Annotated in this window: 12 protein-coding genes; 8 read left to right on the forward strand and 4 right to left on the reverse strand. The window is 72.4% G+C overall.

The annotated features are described in order from the left end of the window. Positions 1 to 86 precede the first annotated feature (86 nt). The 3 genes from ACIRJP_RS08655 (at position 87) to ACIRJP_RS08665 (ending at position 2,183) form a co-directional block, all read left to right on the forward strand. A complete protein-coding gene (locus ACIRJP_RS08655; protein ID WP_404169975.1) occupies positions 87 to 302 on the forward strand; it encodes a hypothetical protein in 216 nt (71 codons plus the stop codon). Between the two features lie 142 nt (positions 303 to 444). Continuing rightward, positions 445 to 915: a TrkA C-terminal domain-containing protein gene (locus ACIRJP_RS08660; RefSeq protein ID WP_329820196.1), complete on the forward strand. Its 471-nt coding sequence runs from the start codon at positions 445 to 447 to the stop codon at positions 913 to 915. A gap of 2 nt (positions 916 to 917) precedes the next feature. Continuing rightward, positions 918 to 2,183 carry a cation:proton antiporter gene (locus tag ACIRJP_RS08665; RefSeq protein WP_404169978.1) on the forward strand — a complete coding sequence of 422 codons (1,266 nt, stop codon included), beginning with the start codon at positions 918 to 920 and terminating at the stop codon, positions 2,181 to 2,183. 274 nt (positions 2,184 to 2,457) lie between these two features. Here the strand turns inward: ACIRJP_RS08665 and ACIRJP_RS08670 are convergent, their stop codons facing one another. Both ACIRJP_RS08670 and ACIRJP_RS08675 read right to left on the reverse strand, forming a co-directional pair. Next, positions 2,458 to 3,405 carry a M56 family metallopeptidase gene (locus ACIRJP_RS08670; RefSeq protein ID WP_404169981.1) on the reverse strand — a complete coding sequence of 316 codons (948 nt, stop codon included), beginning with the start codon at positions 3,403 to 3,405 and terminating at the stop codon, positions 2,458 to 2,460. 7 nt (positions 3,406 to 3,412) lie between these two features. After that, complete coding sequence (locus ACIRJP_RS08675; RefSeq protein ID WP_404169984.1) at positions 3,413 to 3,907, reverse strand: BlaI/MecI/CopY family transcriptional regulator; 495 nt, start codon at positions 3,905 to 3,907, stop codon at positions 3,413 to 3,415. 161 nt (positions 3,908 to 4,068) lie between these two features. On the opposite strand from ACIRJP_RS08675, the gene ACIRJP_RS08680 reads away from it, so the two are divergent. Continuing rightward, entirely contained in the window at positions 4,069 to 4,524 is a 456-nt protein-coding gene (locus ACIRJP_RS08680; protein ID WP_093899464.1) for a tellurite resistance TerB family protein, read from the forward strand. A gap of 202 nt (positions 4,525 to 4,726) precedes the next feature. On the opposite strand, the gene ACIRJP_RS08685 is transcribed toward ACIRJP_RS08680, so the two are convergent. After that, the gene (locus ACIRJP_RS08685) at positions 4,727 to 5,797 is read right to left on the reverse strand and encodes a PucR family transcriptional regulator (protein ID WP_404169987.1); all 1,071 of its coding nucleotides are present in this window, start codon (positions 5,795 to 5,797) and stop codon (positions 4,727 to 4,729) included. A 264-nt stretch (positions 5,798 to 6,061) separates the two neighbouring features. On the opposite strand from ACIRJP_RS08685, the gene ACIRJP_RS08690 reads away from it, so the two are divergent. From ACIRJP_RS08690 to ACIRJP_RS08705, 4 genes are all read left to right on the forward strand, one after another. Continuing rightward, the gene (locus ACIRJP_RS08690; RefSeq protein WP_404169990.1) at positions 6,062 to 6,727 is read left to right on the forward strand and encodes a hypothetical protein; all 666 of its coding nucleotides are present in this window, start codon (positions 6,062 to 6,064) and stop codon (positions 6,725 to 6,727) included. Between the two features lie 159 nt (positions 6,728 to 6,886). Beyond that, on the forward strand, positions 6,887 to 9,037 hold the full coding sequence (locus tag ACIRJP_RS08695) for a flotillin family protein (RefSeq protein ID WP_404169993.1): 2,151 nt from the start codon (positions 6,887 to 6,889) through the stop codon (positions 9,035 to 9,037). A 224-nt stretch (positions 9,038 to 9,261) separates the two neighbouring features. Further along, positions 9,262 to 14,238 carry a DNA repair ATPase gene (locus ACIRJP_RS08700; protein WP_404169996.1) on the forward strand — a complete coding sequence of 1,659 codons (4,977 nt, stop codon included), beginning with the start codon at positions 9,262 to 9,264 and terminating at the stop codon, positions 14,236 to 14,238. A gap of 28 nt (positions 14,239 to 14,266) precedes the next feature. Then, positions 14,267 to 16,255, forward strand: a complete 1,989-nt coding sequence (locus ACIRJP_RS08705; RefSeq protein ID WP_404169999.1) for a potassium channel family protein — start codon at positions 14,267 to 14,269, stop codon at positions 16,253 to 16,255. Between the two features lie 15 nt (positions 16,256 to 16,270). Here ACIRJP_RS08705 and ACIRJP_RS08710 read toward each other — a convergent pair whose 3' ends face one another. After that, positions 16,271 to 16,510 carry a hypothetical protein gene (locus ACIRJP_RS08710; protein ID WP_404170002.1) on the reverse strand — a complete coding sequence of 80 codons (240 nt, stop codon included), beginning with the start codon at positions 16,508 to 16,510 and terminating at the stop codon, positions 16,271 to 16,273. Positions 16,511 to 16,581: the final 71 nt, after the last annotated feature.

Below are 16,581 nucleotides of genomic sequence, written 5' to 3' on the forward strand. Positions count from 1 at the left end.
TGACCCGCCCCGCCGGTCCCCGCACGGCGCGACGGCCGCACGGCCGCCCAGGCGCCCGGACCCCGATGGCGCACGCAGCATGACCAATGACTGACGCCGGTACCCGGAACGCTCCGGGTACCGGCGTCGTTGCGCAACGGCGCGCCCACCGCCTCGGCGTGCACGCCGACCGGTTCCCCGCCCTCACCCGGGCCCTCGCCGAAGGAGCCTTCGCCCCCACCGAGGACGACCCCCTCAGCTTCGGCCTCACCTGCGTACCCGACGGCGCCCAAGGGCCCGTGGAGTCCGCCGCGCGCGCATAGCGGGATCACGATGATCCGGGCGCGCCGGATGCGGGCCCGGCAGCCCGCGCGCCGGAAACGGCGGAACCCTCCCGATAAGGTAATACGCAGATAAAGAGATCACCAAGTGTGTCAAGAGCCGCCGCATCCTCGGGAGGAAGCCATGGGAACCCACCGCACCACGCTGCCCGGAGTCGGTGTGCAGTACGACTACACGACCGAGTCGGGACAGCACATCTCCGTCGTCGTCCACCACGACGGGCGGCGGTTCATCGGCTTCTACGACCAGGACGACCCTGATTCGTGCCGGCTCTCGGTACCCCTGACGCCGCAGGAGGCCACCGGCCTCGCCCACCTCATCGACTCGGCGCCCATCGACGCCGTCCGCACCGAGGGCATCGACCTGGTCACCGAGCACATCCCGCTCGGGAGCCGCTCTCCGTACGGCGGACGGCTGCTCGGGGACACGAAGGCGCGGACCCGGACGGGGGCCTCGATCGTGGCGGTGCTGCGGACGCACAGTGCGCATCCGTCCCCGGGGCCGGACTTCCGGCTGGCCATCGGCGACACCCTGGTCGCCGTCGGAACGCGTGAGGGCGTCGACACGCTCTCCGAGATCATCGCGGAGGGCTGACGGTGCACGACACGACCGCACTGCTGGTGGAGCTCGGCTCCGTCATTCTGGGACTGGGCATCATCGGCCGCTTCGCCGGGCGGATAGGGCTCTCGCCGATCCCGCTGTATCTGCTGGCCGGGCTCGCGTTCGGGGAGGGCGGGCTGCTGCCGCTCGGGGCCAGTGAGGAATTCACCGCCGTCGGCGCCGAGATCGGTGTCATCCTGCTGCTGCTCCTGCTCGGCCTGGAGTACAGCGCCTCGGAACTGGTGACCAGTCTCAAGACCCAATACCCGTCCGGTGCCGTGGACTTCGTGCTCAACGCGACCCCGGGAGCCGTCGCCGCGCTGCTGCTCGGCTGGGGGCCCGTGGGGGCGGTCGCGCTGGCCGGGGTCACCTGGATCTCCTCGTCCGGGGTCATCGCGAAGGTGCTCACCGACCTCGGACGGCTGGGCAACCGGGAGACACCCGTCATCCTCGGCGTGCTCGTCATCGAGGACCTCTCGATGGCCGTCTACCTGCCGCTGCTCACCGCGATGCTCGCGGGAGTCGGCCTCGCCGGGGGCAGCATCGCCCTGCTCATCGCGCTCGGCACCGTCGGGTTCGTCCTCTATCTGGCGCTGCGGCACGGTCGGCTGATCAGCCGGGCCGTGTCCTCGGACAACCCGGAGATGCTGCTCCTGGTCGTCCTGGGGCTGACCGTCCTGGTGGCGGGCATTGCCCAGCAGTTGCAGGTCTCCGCCGCCGTCGGCGCGTTCCTGGTCGGGATCGCGCTCTCGGGCGAGGTCGCCGAGGGTGCGCGCAAGCTGCTGACGCCGCTGCGGGACCTGTTCGCCGCCGTCTTCTTCGTGTTCTTCGGGCTCTCCACCAACCCGGCCGAGATCCCGCCGGTGCTGCTCCCCGCGGCGCTGCTGGCGATCGTCACCGTCCTCACCAAGATCGCCACCGGCTGGTACGCGGCCCGGCGCGCCGGGATCGGTTCGCGCGGGCGGTGGCGGGCCGGTGGAACGCTCGTCGCACGCGGCGAGTTCTCCATCGTCATCGCCGGACTGGCCGTGGCGACCGAGCCCCGCATCGGGCCGATCGCCACCGCGTACGTCCTCATCCTCGTCATCGTCGGACCGCTCACCGCCCGCTGGACCCAGCCCGTCGTCGCCAAGATCCAGGCGTGGCGCGGCCGGGACGGCAGTGGTGGGAAGGGAAGCAGTGAGGTTCCCGCGGCGCGTACGGCGCCCGCCGAGCCCGCCGCGCCCGCCGTTCAGGAGGAGTTCGTCTCCTCCGCCGACTGAGGCGTAATCAGCGGACGTCCGGCTCCAGCCCAGCGGGTACGCGTCCGTGCCGTCCTCCGCCACGGACGGCTCGCCACCCGCCGCGGTGAACGCGGACAGCGCGTCGATCAGGGCGACGCGCTGGTCCGGGGCGAGGAGCGCGGCGAGCTGATGGTGCGGTACGCGGCACGGCACCCCGCTCTCGCGCACCGGCTCTGCGCGTACCCGGGGCACGAGCCCGACGGGAGCGCGGACGGCTACCGGCGGGCCTGCGAGTCCATCCCCTTCGTACGGCTCACAGCGGGGTCGTCGCGCGCAGGATCCCCACCAGCGTCACGGCCGCGTTGAGCGACGACAGCGCCGAGGCCGCCGTGCCCACCGTCGCGACCAGCGCCGCGAAGGCGACGTGCGCCGACGACGGCGGCCACAGCCGGACCGTGGGCACCGGGGCGAGCAGCGCCGCGACCCTGCGCGGGACAGGGCCCGCCGGGGCCGCGAAGGCCGCGAGACCGGCCGAGACGTCCGGCGCCCGGTGCGAGTACAGCGCCGCCTTGCCGACCGCGATCGCCACCACCCTCCGGTCGCCGACGGCGCACGCGGCTTCCTCGTCCGCCCACCGCTCGGTGCTGAACGACACCGCGGTACGCAGCGGCAGGAGGAACGGGTTGGCGCGCGCCGCGAGTTGGGCGGCCAGCAGGTAGCGGTGGTGCCGGCCGGCCAGATGGGCCCGCTCATGGGCGATCAGGGCCCGCCGCTCGCGGGCGTCCAGACACTCGGTCATCGCGGTCGAGACGACGACCCGGCCCGGACTTCCGGGCAGCGCGTAGGCGTACGGCTCCGGATCCGGGAGCAACGCGACGTCGCCGGAGACGACGGAGGGCGCGGCGGCCAGCGCACGGCCCGCGCGGACCCGCAGCCGGACATGGCGGAACACCGTCCACCCGCACGCCCCGAGCACCGCCGCCAGCGCCCCGATCGCGACGATGCCCGCCTTCACCTCGTACGGCACCGCGTCCCGCACCTCCGGGTCCGACCAGCTGTCCGGCAGCGGGTTGCCCGGGAGTTGCGCGGTGCCCACCACCATCAGCAGGCCCAGACAGAGCGTGCTGCACAGGGCGAGCAGCGCGCCGACGACGGCGAGCAGCCGGGTCGCGCTGCGGGGGTGCAGATGCTGTTCGGCCAGGCGCGCGATCGGCAGCGCGGTCAGCGGCAGCACGAGCGGCAGACAGACGAAGACACCCATCGGTGGGCTACAGGCCTTCCGTGTCACGGGGGTTGACCGGATCATCCGGCTCGCCCTGGTGATCCGGGGCGTCCGCCCTCGCCAGCAGGGCGCGCAGGCGCTCCTCGTCACCGGGGGAGAGCGCCGAGATGAAGCGGGCGAGCACGGCGTCCCGGTCGCGTTCGCCGTCCAGCACCCGGCGCATCCGCAGGGCGGCGAGACCGGCCTCGTCAAAGGCCGAGGTCCAGGTGTAGGAGCGGCCCTCGCGGGAGCGGGTCACGGCCTTCTTCGCGTAGAGGCGGGAGAGGATCGTGATGACGGTGGTGTACGCGAGGTCGCCTTCGAGGTGTTCCTGGACCCAGCCGGCCGTCGCGGGGCCGTTCGCCGAGTGCAGCACGGCGAGAACCTGGGCCTCCAGTTCGCCCTGCCCGCGCCTGCGCAGCCGCGGGCTTTCCGCAGGGACGGGCACTCCGTCGCACGGTGGTTCGTTGTCCGGGTGGTGGCCGGGCCTGGCCGAGTCCATCGGGGGTCCGCCCTTCTGCGATGCCGCGTCGGCTGCGGCGTCGCAGCATCCTACTTACCGCCGTTTCCGGAACACAGCGGGCGCCCCTGCTGCTAACTTCTACACGTCTGTAGAGTTGGACTTCATCCGGCAACGCAACGCAAGCAACGTATGGAGACGTCATGGCACTGTGGGATCGGATCAAGGAATCCGCTTCGTCGATGCAGTCGCAGCTGGAAGCCAAGAAGAACGACCTGAAGAGCGGGGCGTTCCGCGACGCGAGCATGGCGATGTGTGCCCTTGTCGCCGCTGCCGACGGTTCCATCGACCCGTCCGAGCGCCAGCGCGTCGCCTCGCTGATCGCCTCCAACGAGGTCCTGCAGAACTTCCCGGCGGACGACCTCCAGCGCCGCTTCAACGACTACGTGAACAAGCTCACCGCCGACTTCGCCTTCGGCAAGGTCAGCGTGCTCCAGGAGATCGGCAAGGCGAAGAAGAAGCCCGCCGAGGCTCGTGCCGTCATCCAGATCGGCATCGTCATCGGCGGCGCCGACGGCGACTTCGACAAGTCGGAGCAGGCCGTCGTGCGCGAGGCGTGCTTCGCGCTCGACCTCCCGCCGCACGAGTTCGACCTGTAGAACCGTTCGGATTCGACCTGTAGAACCGTTCGATACGGTTTGGAACCGTTCGAGCGTCCGCCGCACCGGCTGCCCGGTACGGCGCCCCGAACCGCCGGAACAAGCGCTGCCGACTGACCACCGGCCGGCGCCCGGCAGGCCGGGGGTGCGCGATCCCCCTTGCGCACCCCCGGCCACCTTTTCTCCCAGACCCGCAGCCGGGTCAGATCTCCTTGGCCGGCCAGTCCAGCAGCTGTGCGCCTATGACCGCCGTCTGCAGGGTGTAGCGATGCATCGGGTCGGACGGATCGGAACCGGTCAGCTGATGGATCCGCTCCAGCCGGTAGGTCAGCGCCCGCACGCTCAGCGACAGCCGGCGGGCCGTCTCCGCGGCCACACAGCCCGCGTCGAAGTAGGCGGCGAGCGTCTTCAGCAGGGGTTCGGCGCCACCGCGGGCCTGCTGGAGCGGCCCCAGCTGACTGCGGACCAGATCGGCCATCGCCTGCCGGTCACGGGTCAGCACCGGATAGACCAGCAGATCGGCCGCGTACAGCACCGGATCGTCCAGATCCATCCGCTCCGCCAGGTCCAGCGCGTCCAACGCCTCGTCGTAGGAGTGGACCACGCCGCCGGGCCCGTGGTGCGGGCGGCCCACCGCTACCCGGCCGCCGTCCGTCGCCGTGTGCGACTGCTTGGCGAAGTACCGCAGGACGTCGGGCTGACTGCCGGGGGCGATGCAGACCAGCCTCCCGTCCTTCGTCGTGAGCAGGATCTTCCGGCCGCTGAACCGCGCGAGCAACGCCGCCTCGACCGTGCGCGGCACGGAGTCGGTCTCCGTGTACGCCTCCGGGCCCGTCGCCACCGCGACCGCGTGCGCGCGGGAGAGCCGCAGCCCGAACCGGGTGGCCCGCTCGGCGAGCCGGCCCAGATCGCTGCGCCCGTACAGCAGGTCGTCGATGAACTCGCGGCGCGCCGCCTCCTCGCGCCGCACCGTCATCCGCTGGGCCCGTTCGAAACCGTCCGCGAAGGCGTCCACGGCCTGCTCGACCGCGGCCAGCACCGAATCCGTGGCCGCGCCGTCGGACCCGGGGCCGAGCGGCCAGGCCGTGCGGGTCTCCACGATGTGGCGGACGATCAGCGCACGCAGCTGGAACCCGGACTCGGCGGCCTCCCGGCCCAGGAGGCGGCGGTCGTCCAGCTCGTCACGGGTGAGCCGGCGGCCGGTGACCGCCACATCGGTCAGGATGCGGTCATATCCCGCCAGAAGCTCATCGGGGATCTCCGGCTCCGGCACGCGTTCTCCTCACAGTCCTGACGCGACGTTGACACTCACCCAACGCTTACCGGCCTATGCCGGTGCCCGGCATCAAGGACGAGCAAAGATTGCCGGATTCCGGCAGTGCGGCGTCATGCCCCTCAATGACACGATCCGGACAGCACCAACCGGGGGAAACACGGGGGGACACGGGGGAACGACTCCGCTGCTGCGGCACCGCGCCACGCGGTGCCGCAGCAGCGGAGTCACCACCGGCCGCCCAGCAGGAGAAGGGCTGGACGGATGCAGGAGTTCCTGAGCGCAGCGACCGCCTTTCCCGCCGTCCTCTTCGGCGCGGCGCTGGCCGTCGTCGTCCTCTTCTGGCTCCTGGTGCTGGTCGGTGCGGCCGACCACCACTCCTTCGACGGCGACCTCGACACCGACCTGGCCGGAATCGGCGGGGTGCCGGTCACCGTCTCGGTGTCCGTGATGGTCGTCGTCGGCTGGTTCACCAGCCTCACCGGTACGGTCCTGGTGCACCGAGGCGGTACCACCGGCCTGACCCGGGCCGCTTTGGCCTGCGGCGTGTTCGCCGGGGCGCTGCTGCTCGGCTGGGCCGTGCTGCGCGTCCTGGTGCGCTGCTTTCGCCGGCGCTTCCCGGACGAGCCGCCTCCGTCGCGGCAGGACTTCCTGGGCCGGGTCTGCACGGTCCGTACCGGTTCCGTCAGCTCCGACTTCGGCCAGGCCGAGGTCACCGCGGACGACGGCTCCACCGCGATCGTCCAGGTCAGGCTGCTCGCTCCGGCGGACGGCCCGGTCCTCACCGCGGGCAGTGCGGGGCTCCTGTACGCGTACGACGACGAGGGCGAGTTCTTCTGGGTCTCGCCCTACGACAAGGCACTGGACCCGGGCCCGCCGACGCCACGACCACACACGGGTGCGCGCCGCACCCCACGACGCACCGGCTGACCGCCCGGACCACCCGGACAGCGCGGGCCACTCGAATCGCCCGGTCCGCGTGGACCGGCCGCCGCGTCGCCGCCGTGTGATCGGTCGCCCGCCGTCGGGCCGCCCGCTGCCGCCCCTCCTCTTCCTTCACCATCTTCCTCACCAGCCGCAAGGACTGTCATGGATGCCATCACCCTGGGCTTCGGTGTGCTCGTAGCCGTTGTTCTGCTCATCGCCGTCGCCCTGCTCCTCGTCATCAGCCGGCTCTTCCGCAAGGTCGAGCAGGGCAAGGCGCTGATCATCTCCAAGACCAAGAAGGTCGATGTCACCTTCACCGGGGCCGTCGTCCTGCCGGTCCTGCACAAGGCCGAGACCATGGACATCTCGGTGAAGACCATCGAGATCCGCCGTACCGGGCGCGAGGGCCTGATCTGCCAGGACAACATCCGCGCCGACATCCACATCAACTTCTTCGTACGGGTCAACAAGACCGTCGAGGACGTCATCAAGGTCGCCCAGTCCATCGGGACCGAGCGGGCCAGCGACAAGGTGGCGATCCAGGAGTTCTTCGGCGCGAAGTTCGCCGAGGCGCTCAAGACCGTCGGCAAGCAGCTGGACTTCGTCGATCTGTACACCAAGCGCGAGGAGTTCCGGGACCGGATCATCCGGGTCATCGGCACCGACCTGAACGGCTACCACCTCGACGACGCCGCGATCGACTTCCTCGAGCAGACGCCGATGACACAGCTCGACGGCGCCAACATCCTGGACGCGCAGGGCATCCGCAAGATCACCGAGCTGACGGCGATCGAGCACGTACGCACCAACGAGTTCCAGCGCACCGAGCAGAAGGAGATCACCCGGCAGGACGTCGACGCCCGGGAGACCATCCTGGAGCTGGAGCGCCGGCAGGCCGAGGCCGAGATCAAGCAGCGCCGCGAGGTCGAGACGCTGCGGGCCCGCGAGGAGGCCGCCACCGCCAAGGTCCAGGAGGAGGAACGGCTCGGCGCCCAGGCCGCGTTCATCCGTACCGAGGAGCAGCTCGGCATCCAGCGCGAGAACCAGGCCCGGGAGATCGCCGTCGCGCAGAAGAACCGTGAGCGGGTCATCGCGGTGGAGAACGAGCGCATCGAGAAGGACCGGCTGATCGAGGTCATCGGGCGCGAGCGGCAGACCGAGCTGAACCGGATCGCCGCGACGAAGGAGGTCGAGGCCGAGCGCCGCGAGGTCGCCGATGTGATCCGGGAGCGGATCGCGGTGGACCGGACGGTCGCCGAGCAGGAGGAGTCGATCAAGACGCTGCGGGCCGTCGAGGAGTCGGAGCGCACCCGCAGGTCGGTCATCATCGCCGCCGAGGCGGAGGCCCAGGAGAAGCTGGTCAAGGACATCAAGGCCGCCGAGGCGGCGGAGGCCGCGGCCACCCACCTGGCCGCCGAGCAGCTGACGCTCGCCGAGGCCCGGCTGAAGACCGCGGACCTGGACGCCCAGGCGAAGCTGCGGCTGGCCGAGGGCATCCAGGCGGAGTCCGCGGCGCCCGGCCTCGCCGAGATCCAGGTCCGTGAGGCGGAGGCGGATGTCATCGAGAAGGCCGGTCTCGCCGAGGCCGAGGCCACGTCCGCCCGGCTCAGGGCCGAGGCGGAGGGGGCCAGGCTCAAGGCGCTCGCCGCGGCGGAGGGCACCCAGGCCCAGGCGACGGCCGACGCGGCGATGATCGGCGAGAAGCTGAAGGCCGAAGCGGCGGGCCTCACCGAGAAGGCGGCCGCGATGGCGGCCCTGGACGACGCCTCGCGCGGACACGAGGAGTACCGGCTGCGGCTCGCCGCGGAGAAGGAGATCCGGCTGGCCGGCCTCGACGTGCAGCGGCAGGTCGCCGAGGCGCAGGCCACGGTGCTGGCCACCGGCCTGGAGAACGCCGACATCGACATCGTCGGCGGGGAGTCGGTCTTCTTCGACCGGCTGGTCTCGGCCGTCTCGATGGGCAAGAGCTTCGACGGGTTCGTGAAGAACTCGGACACCGCGCAGGCCCTCGCGGGTCCGTGGCTGAACGGCACCTCGTCGTTCACGGACGACCTGACCCGGGTGCTCGGGTCGGTGTCCACGGGCGATGTGCAGAACCTGACGGTGTCCGCGCTGCTGATGCGGATGATGAAGGCGCCGGGAGCCGGGGTCTCCTCGGGGCAGATCCAGCAGCTGCTGGCCGCCGCGAAGGAACTGGGCCTCGCCGACCAGCCGGTCTCCGTGCTGACCGGGCCGGATGTCTCCGCGGCGAGGGGGGCGACTGACGCCACCGCCGTACCCGCCTCGCAAAACGGGTCCGCGCCGGTCGCCTAGGGTCTTTCGTTTGGATCAGGGCGGATCGGGCACCGGGGCACGCGAGCCCGGCATGATCCAAACGGCGAACCTCGAACGCCGGACGGGCGGGCAGATCAAGCCTGTCCGGCGATCGAGGACAGAGCGCGGCCGGAGGCCGCGCGACCCGACAGCCTGACGCACCCCTCACCACCCGCGCCCCGGCGCCACCCGCCCCGTAACACCTCGCAGGGAGAGTCGTACGCATGGACACCGACACCACGCCCGCAGCGCCCACCGGCGGCCCCGTGGACGCGGGGACGTACGACGTGCTGCGCCGCCGGCTCGGCGACCGGGCCGCCGAACTCGCGCGCCGCGCCGAGGAACTGAACGCGCGCCGCACCGACGAGTTCGGCTCGACCGAGCTCCGGCTCACCGGCACCGAGCAGATCCGCACCGGCCACGCGGCCGTCCCCCGCGACGTGGTGGCCGTCGGCGGGCAGCTGCTGTTCGGCTTCGAGCGAGGCCCGGGGGCGGCGGACCCGGCCGAGCTTTCCGACGTACTCGCCCTGTACGGGCCTCAGTTGGGGGAGCCCGTCGCGGGCGGCCTGCTGGCCGACGAGGACTTCGTACGCGAGTTCACCGCACTGCACCGCTACTACCGCGACGCCCGGCTGCTGCGGCTGCGCCTGGTGGACGGAAAGCTGCTCGCCGTCTTCCGTACCGGCGAGAGCGCGGACGGCATCCGGGTGCTGCGCTGGGCGCTCGCCCCGGACGGGGCGCCGAGCGCGTTCCTCGACGCGCGCGGCGACCGCGACCACGTCTTCCCGCCCTCGCACGACTTCACCTGGACCGCCGCCGGGCGCGAGTCGCACGTGCTGGGCCGGCACCCGCACATCGCGGTGGGCGGGGACGGCCCGGACAGCGCCGCGCTCTACGTCGACACTCTCGGCGGCACCCTCACCGTCAAGGCGGTCAACGACACCGAGACCCCGGACGGGATCTACCGGGAGCCGGTCGCCGAACCCCTTCAGTCGCTCGCCGACGCGGAGGTCGAGCACGCCACGATCGGGCCGCTGGTCCTGCTCCGCGTCCGCCCGTACAACGAGGAGTCCTGGCGGTACCTGGTCTTCAACTCGCTGCTCGGCACCGTGCTGCGGCTCGACGGCATCGGGCCGGCCTGCCACCGGCTCCCGGAGGACCAGGGGATCATCTTCCCCGGCGGCTACTACCTCACCACCGGCACCGCCAAGACGTTCGACATCGCCGAGCCACTCACCGGCCCGGTCTTCGAGGGCGCGGTCCGCTCCCCGAACGGCGAGGACGTCCTCTACGTCTTCCGCTCCCGCGATGACGGCCGCGCACTGCTCCTGCCCTACAACCTGATCCGGCAGGAGGTCGCCACCCCGCTCCAGGGCCGGGGCCACGCCCTGCTCGACGACGGCACCCTCGTCCTGCTGCGCACCACCGCCACCGGCGACGAACCGGCCAGGGTCCACCCCTTGCAGCGCTGGCGGACCCCGTACGTCTCCGACACCCATGCGGCCTCCCGTCCCGCCGGCACCGGCCCGCTGGCCCGGGTCGGCAACGCCGATCTGGTGCGCGGGATCTCCGACTGCCTGGCACTCGCGCACAGCGCCGCCGAGACCACTCCGACCGCCGCCGTGTACGCGCGGCTGGTCGCGGAATGCACCCGGGCCACCGACCGCTACCACTGGCTCACCGACGCCGGACTCGGTGAACTGGCCGCCCCGTTGGCGGAGCTGAAGGCCACCGCCGAGCAGGTCCTGACCGAGTTCGAGACCGTACGGGAGCTGACCCGGCAGGCCGCCGAAGCGCTCGACGAGACGGCCGACCGGCTCACCGCGCTCGTCCGCCGCATCCGTGGCGAGGCCCCCCGCTCGGCCGCCGCCTGGGTGGACCAGCTCAACGAACTGCGCCGCGCCCACGGCCACTTGGCGACGCTGGCCGAGATGCGCTACGCGGACACCGAACGGATCGCCGAACTCTCCGCCGCGACCGCCGCCGACCTCGAATCGGCCGCACAGCGCGCCGTCGCCTTCCTCGGCCGGGACGACGCCTTCACCGGCTACCACGAGTCCATCGCAGCTCTCACCGCCGCCGCGTCCCAACTCGCCACCGTCGCGGACGCGGCGGCGCTCGGCGAGCGGCTGAACGGGATGACGGACGGGCTGAGCACCGTCACGGACGTCGTCGCCGGTCTCGACATCGGGGACACGACGGTCCGCACCTCGATCCTGGAGCGGATCGCCGAGGTGCTCGGCGGGGTCAACCGGGCCCGCGCCACGCTCGAAGCCCGCCGCCGCGAACTCCTGGAACACGAGGGTCGTGCCGAGTTCGCCGCCGAGTTCGCGCTGCTCGGGCAGGCCGTCACCGGGGCGATCGCCGCCGCGGACACCCCGGACGCCTGTGATGATCAACTTTCCAAGTTGTTGCTCCAGCTGGAAAACCTGGAGTCGCGGTTCGCGGAGTTCGACGACTTCCTCGCCGAGCTGGCCGAACGCCGCACGGAGGTGTACGAGGCGTTCTCGGCCCGCAAGCAGACCCTCCAGGACGCACGCGCCCGGCGCGCCGAGCGGCTGGCCCAGTCGGCGGCCCGGGTCCTGGAGACGGTCTCCCGGCGGCTGACCGCCCTGGCGGACCTGGACGCCGTGAACACCTTCCTGGCCTCCGACCCGATGGCTGCGAAGATCCGCCGCACCGCCGATGAGCTGCGCGAACTCGGCGATCCGGTGCGGGCCGAGGAGCTCGACGGGCAGCTGCTGGCCGCCCGCCAGGAGGCCGGGCGGGCGCTGCGCGACCGCAGTGAGCTGTACGCGGACGGCGGCGCCGTGATTCGGCTGGGCCGGCACCGGTTCGCGGTGAACACCCAGCCCTTCGACCTGACGCTCGTCCCGCACGGCGACCGCCTCGCCTTCGCGCTCACCGGCACGGACTACCGGGCGCCGGTCACCGACCCGGAGTTCGAGGCGACCCGCCCGTACTGGGAGCAGACCCTCCCCTCCGAGTCCCCGCAGGTCTACCGGGCCGAGCACCTGGCCGCCCGGCTCCTCGACGAGCGGGGCGCGGACGCCCTCGCCGCCCTGACCCCGGCCGAACTCACCTTGCTGGTAAGGGAGTCGGCCGCCGTCGCATACGACGAGGGCTATCAGCGCGGCATCCACGACGAGGACGCCACCGCGATCCTCACCGCCCTGCTGCGGCTGCACGCCGGGGCCGGCCTGCTGCGCTGCCCGCCCGCAGTCCGGGCAACCGGTCAACTCTTCTGGGCATACGGCACGGACGAGGCGCGGCGCACCTCATGGACCCGGCGGGCCCGCTCGCTGGCCCGCGCCCGCGAGACCTTCGGCCTCGCCCCGGCCGTCGACGCCCTTCAGGAGGAGTGGGCGGCCGTCATCGGCGGCGAGGCTGCGGCGGACGCGGCCGAGGACCCGTCCGCCGTCGCCGCGTACCTCTTCGAGGAGCTGACGAGCGGCCCGGCCGGCTTCGTGACCAGCTCCGCCGTCCGCACGTTCCTGGACAAGTTCCGCCGCACCACGGGCACTTCGGCGTACGACGAGGATCTCGCCGCCCTGGACGACGACCTGCCGGCCCGCCGCCAGCTCGTCGAGGGCTGGCTCACCTCGTACGCCACCGCGAGCGGCACCGCGATCGACGCGGGCGATCTCGCGGAGGCCGTCGCCGTGGAGCTCTGCCCGGAGCCGGTGCTCGACCGGTACGACTGCGAGGCGCCGCTGACCGCACGGGTGGAGGGCCTGCTCGGCACACACCCGCGCGTCGAGAGGGGCACGCTGACCGTCCGGATCGACGAACTCCTCGCCCGTACGGCCGAGTTCCGTTCCGCGACCGTCCCCGGCTTCCGCGCCTACCAGCGCCGGCGAACGGCACTGGTGAACACCGAACGGGCCCGGCTGCGGCTGGACGACCACCGGCCCCGCGTCATGTCGGCGTTCGTCCGCAACCGGCTGCTCGACGAGGTGTACCTGCCGCTGATCGGGGACAGCCTCGCCAAGCAGCTCGGCACCGCCGACGCCGACCGGCGCACCGACTCGCAGGGCCTCCTGCTGCTCGTGTCGCCGCCCGGCTACGGCAAGACGACGCTGATGGAGTACGTCGCCGACCGGCTCGGCCTGGTCCTCGTCAAGATCAGCGGCCCGAACCTCGGCCACGACGTGACCTCGCTCGACCCGGCCCAGGCCCGCACGGCGACCGCCCGCCAGGAGATCGAAAAGATCAACTTCGCGCTGGAGTCCGGCAACAACACGCTCCTCTACCTCGACGACATCCAGCACACCTCGCCCGAACTGCTCCAGAAGTTCATCCCGCTCTGCGACGCCACCCGCCGCATCGAGGGCGTGCGGGACGGCGAGCCGCGCAGCCACGACCTGCGGGGCAAGCGGTTCGCGGTGTGCATGGCGGGCAATCCGTACACGGAGTCGGGCGAGCGGTTCCGGATCCCCGACATGCTCGCCAACCGGGCCGACGTGTGGAACCTCGGCGAGGTGCTGAGCGGCCGCGATGACGTCTTCGCGCTGAGCTTCGTCGAGAACGCGCTGACCGCCAACCCGGTGCTGGCGCCGCTCGCCGGGCGCTCCCGCGACGACCTCGCCCTGTTCGTACGGCTCGCCTCCGGCGACAGTGCGGCACGCGCGGACCGGCTGGAGCACCCGTACGCCGCCGCCGAGGTGGACCGGATCGTCGCGGTCCTGCGCCATCTGCTGACCGCCCGCGACACCGTCCTGGCAGTGAACGCCGCGTACATCGCCTCGGCCGCGCAGACCGACGCGACGCGCACGGAGCCGCCGTTCCGGCTCCAGGGCTCGTACCGCAACATGAACAAGATCGCCGAGCGGATCGTGCCGGTCATGAACGAGGCGGAGCTGTCCGACGTCATCGACGACCACTACACGGGCGAGGCCCAGACGCTGACCACCGGCGCGGAGTCGAACCTGCTCAAGCTCGCCGCGCTGCGCGGCCGGCTCACCCCCGAACAGTCCGCGCGCTGGTCCGCGATCACCGCCTCCTACGTCCGCACCCAGGCCCTCGGGGGCCCGGACGGCGACCCGATGACCCGGGCCGTCGCCGCACTGGGGCTGCTCGCGGACCGGATCGCGGCGGTCGAGACGGCGATCGTCCGGGTCGCGGACCCGCGCCATCTGCTCACCAATCCCCAGGCCCGCCACGCGGCGCCTCCGCCCGCCGAACCTACAGAAGATCACTGACCGCGCTCCCGGAGGAGAGGAACAAGGCATGCTGGGTCACGTGCCCCCACTTCCCCAGCAGCCCCAACGTTCCCCGTTCAGCGGACACATGGTCGTATGCGGCGACGACACACTGGCCCGGCGCCTCGCCGTCGAACTGCGCTACGTGTACGGGGAGCGGGTAACCCTGCTGCTGCCGCCCGGCCGTGACGCCCGCCGCCCCGAACTTCCCCTCACCGGGCGCGGGTTGGCGTCGGCACTGTTCGGCCGCATGTCCTCGGCGATGAACCGCAACGGCGGCAACGGCGGAGGCGGCGGGGCCGACGCGCTCGGGGACGACACCAACGCCGGGGTCGACCCGGTCCGCATCCTGGAGGCGGCGGAGCCCTCCGACGAGGCGTTCGACGAGGCGGGCGTCGCCTCGGCCGCCGCCCTGGCCCTGGTGTACGACGACGACGAGCGCAACATCCGCGCCGCGCTGACCGCCCGCCGCCTCAACCCCCGCCTCCGGCTGGTCATCCGGCTCTACAACCGCAAGCTGGGCCAGCACCTGGAGACTCTGCTCGACCAGGCCGCCGCCCTGGCCACCCCCGGCCTGGACCGGGCGGCCCTGGACGCCTCCACCACCGTCCTCTCCGACGCCGACACCGCGGCCCCCGCCCTCGCGGCCACCGTCCTCACCGGCTCCAGCAAGGTCATCCAGGCGGAGGGCCTGCTGCTGCGCGCCGCCGAACGCACCCCGCCCGGGGGCGGCCAGATCGCCGACCCCGGCCTGTGCACCCTCGCGCTGCTCTCCTCCACCACCCATGACCCGGCGGGCACCGAGGGCTCCGACAGCAGCGGCGACGAGGGCCCCCGGCTGCTGCCCGACGAACGGCAGGTGGCCGCCGCGACGGGCCGGGGCACGGTGGTCCTGGAGGCGGTCAGCCAGGCCGGCCCGCCCGGACCGCCGCCCCGGATGGGCGGCCGTGGCGCACCGCTCGGCCGGGTCTTCTCGCGGCGGCTGCGCTGGTCGGCGCTGGGCGTCGGCCTGGCCGTGCTGGGCCTCGCCGTCGCCTCCACGCTCACCACCGGCGACGACCCCCTGCACGCCACCTACCTCACCCTGCTCGACCTCTTCGCAATGGGCGACCCGGCGACCGGGGACCCGCTGGCCCGCCAGATCATCCAACTCCTCTCCGGTATCGCCGGGTTGATGCTGCTGCCGCTCCTCGTCGCAGGTGTCCTGGAGGCCTTCGGCTCGCTCCGCACGGCCTCCTCGCTGCGCCGCCCACCACGCGGCCTGTCCGGCCACGTGGTGCTGCTCGGCCTCGGCAAGATCGGCACCCGGGTCCTCGTCCGGCTGCGTGAACTAGGCATCCCGGTGGTGTGCGTGGAGGACGACCCGGACGCGCGCGGCATCCCGGTCGCCCGCCGGCTGCACGTACCGGTGGTCCTCGGCGATGTCACCCAGGAAGGCGTCCTGGAAGCGGCGAAGATCCAGCGCTCCCGCGCTCTCCTCGCCCTGACCAGCGTCGACACCACCAACCTGGAGGCGGCCCTCTACGCCCGGTCGGTCAAGCCGGACCTGCGGGTGGCGCTGCGGCTGTACGACGACGAGTTCGCCACCGCCGTCTACCGCACCCTGCGCACCGCCCACCCCCAGGCCGTGACCCGTTCCCGCTCCGTCTCCCATCTGGCCGCGCCCGCCTTCGCGGTCGCCATGATGGGCCGCCAGATCCTGGGCGCGATCCCGGTCGAGCGCAAGGTGATGCTCTTCGCGGCGGTCGAGGTGGCGGGCCACCGGCAGCTGGAGGGCCGCACGGTGGAGCAGGCGTTCCGGGCAGGCGCCTGGCGGGTCCTCGCCCTGGACGCCGCCCCACCCGGCGACCGCCGCCCCGACCTGGCCCCGCTCTCCCCGGACAACCCGTCCGGCCTGGTCTGGGACCTGCACCCCGGGTACGTGCTGCGCCCCGAGGACCGCGTGGTCATCGCCGCGACCCGCCGGGGCCTGGCCGAACTGCTGCAGGGGCGGCGCCGGGTGGCCCCGGGGACGTGAGGCCCACGCACGGGCTCACCGATAGGCGACGGCACTCCAGCCACGTGCGGGCAGGACAACGCCGACCCCTCCCACGAGTTCCGGCGCCTGCGACGCCTCATGGCCGTAGAGCTGCTCGAACTCCTCGTTCGACATGATGACGGTGTGATCCTGCGGCTCTCCTCCGGTGTCGTTGCCCACCCCCTGCGCGGAGGGGGCAAGGCCCAGAACGCCGCCGACCGCGAGGCAGGCACCGGCAAGAAGGACGTGACGCATGGGGATCTCCAAGTCTCTTCGGAGCCAGGCACGTTATGCCGTCGCCCCGCTCCCGTCGCTGCGGCACACCA

Origin of the sequence: Streptomyces sp. NPDC102437 (assembly GCF_044765565.1) — a bacterium.
Taxonomy (GTDB): Bacteria; Actinomycetota; Actinomycetes; order Streptomycetales; family Streptomycetaceae; genus Streptomyces.

Coding starts and splice junctions, on each gene's coding strand:
- ACIRJP_RS08655 (WP_404169975.1), top strand. CDS start 87: ATGACTGACGCCGGTACCCGGAACGCTCCGGGTACCGGCGTCGTTGCG.
- ACIRJP_RS08660 (WP_329820196.1), top strand. CDS start 445: ATGGGAACCCACCGCACCACGCTGCCCGGAGTCGGTGTGCAGTACGAC.
- ACIRJP_RS08670 (WP_404169981.1), bottom strand. CDS start 3,405: ATGGGTGTCTTCGTCTGTCTGCCGCTCGTGCTGCCGCTGACCGCGCTG.
- ACIRJP_RS08675 (WP_404169984.1), bottom strand. CDS start 3,907: ATGGACTCGGCCAGGCCCGGCCACCACCCGGACAACGAACCACCGTGC.
- ACIRJP_RS08680 (WP_093899464.1), top strand. CDS start 4,069: ATGGCACTGTGGGATCGGATCAAGGAATCCGCTTCGTCGATGCAGTCG.
- ACIRJP_RS08690 (WP_404169990.1), top strand. CDS start 6,062: ATGCAGGAGTTCCTGAGCGCAGCGACCGCCTTTCCCGCCGTCCTCTTC.
- ACIRJP_RS08695 (WP_404169993.1), top strand. CDS start 6,887: ATGGATGCCATCACCCTGGGCTTCGGTGTGCTCGTAGCCGTTGTTCTG.
- ACIRJP_RS08700 (WP_404169996.1), top strand. CDS start 9,262: ATGGACACCGACACCACGCCCGCAGCGCCCACCGGCGGCCCCGTGGAC.
- ACIRJP_RS08705 (WP_404169999.1), top strand. CDS start 14,267: ATGCTGGGTCACGTGCCCCCACTTCCCCAGCAGCCCCAACGTTCCCCG.
- ACIRJP_RS08710 (WP_404170002.1), bottom strand. CDS start 16,510: ATGCGTCACGTCCTTCTTGCCGGTGCCTGCCTCGCGGTCGGCGGCGTT.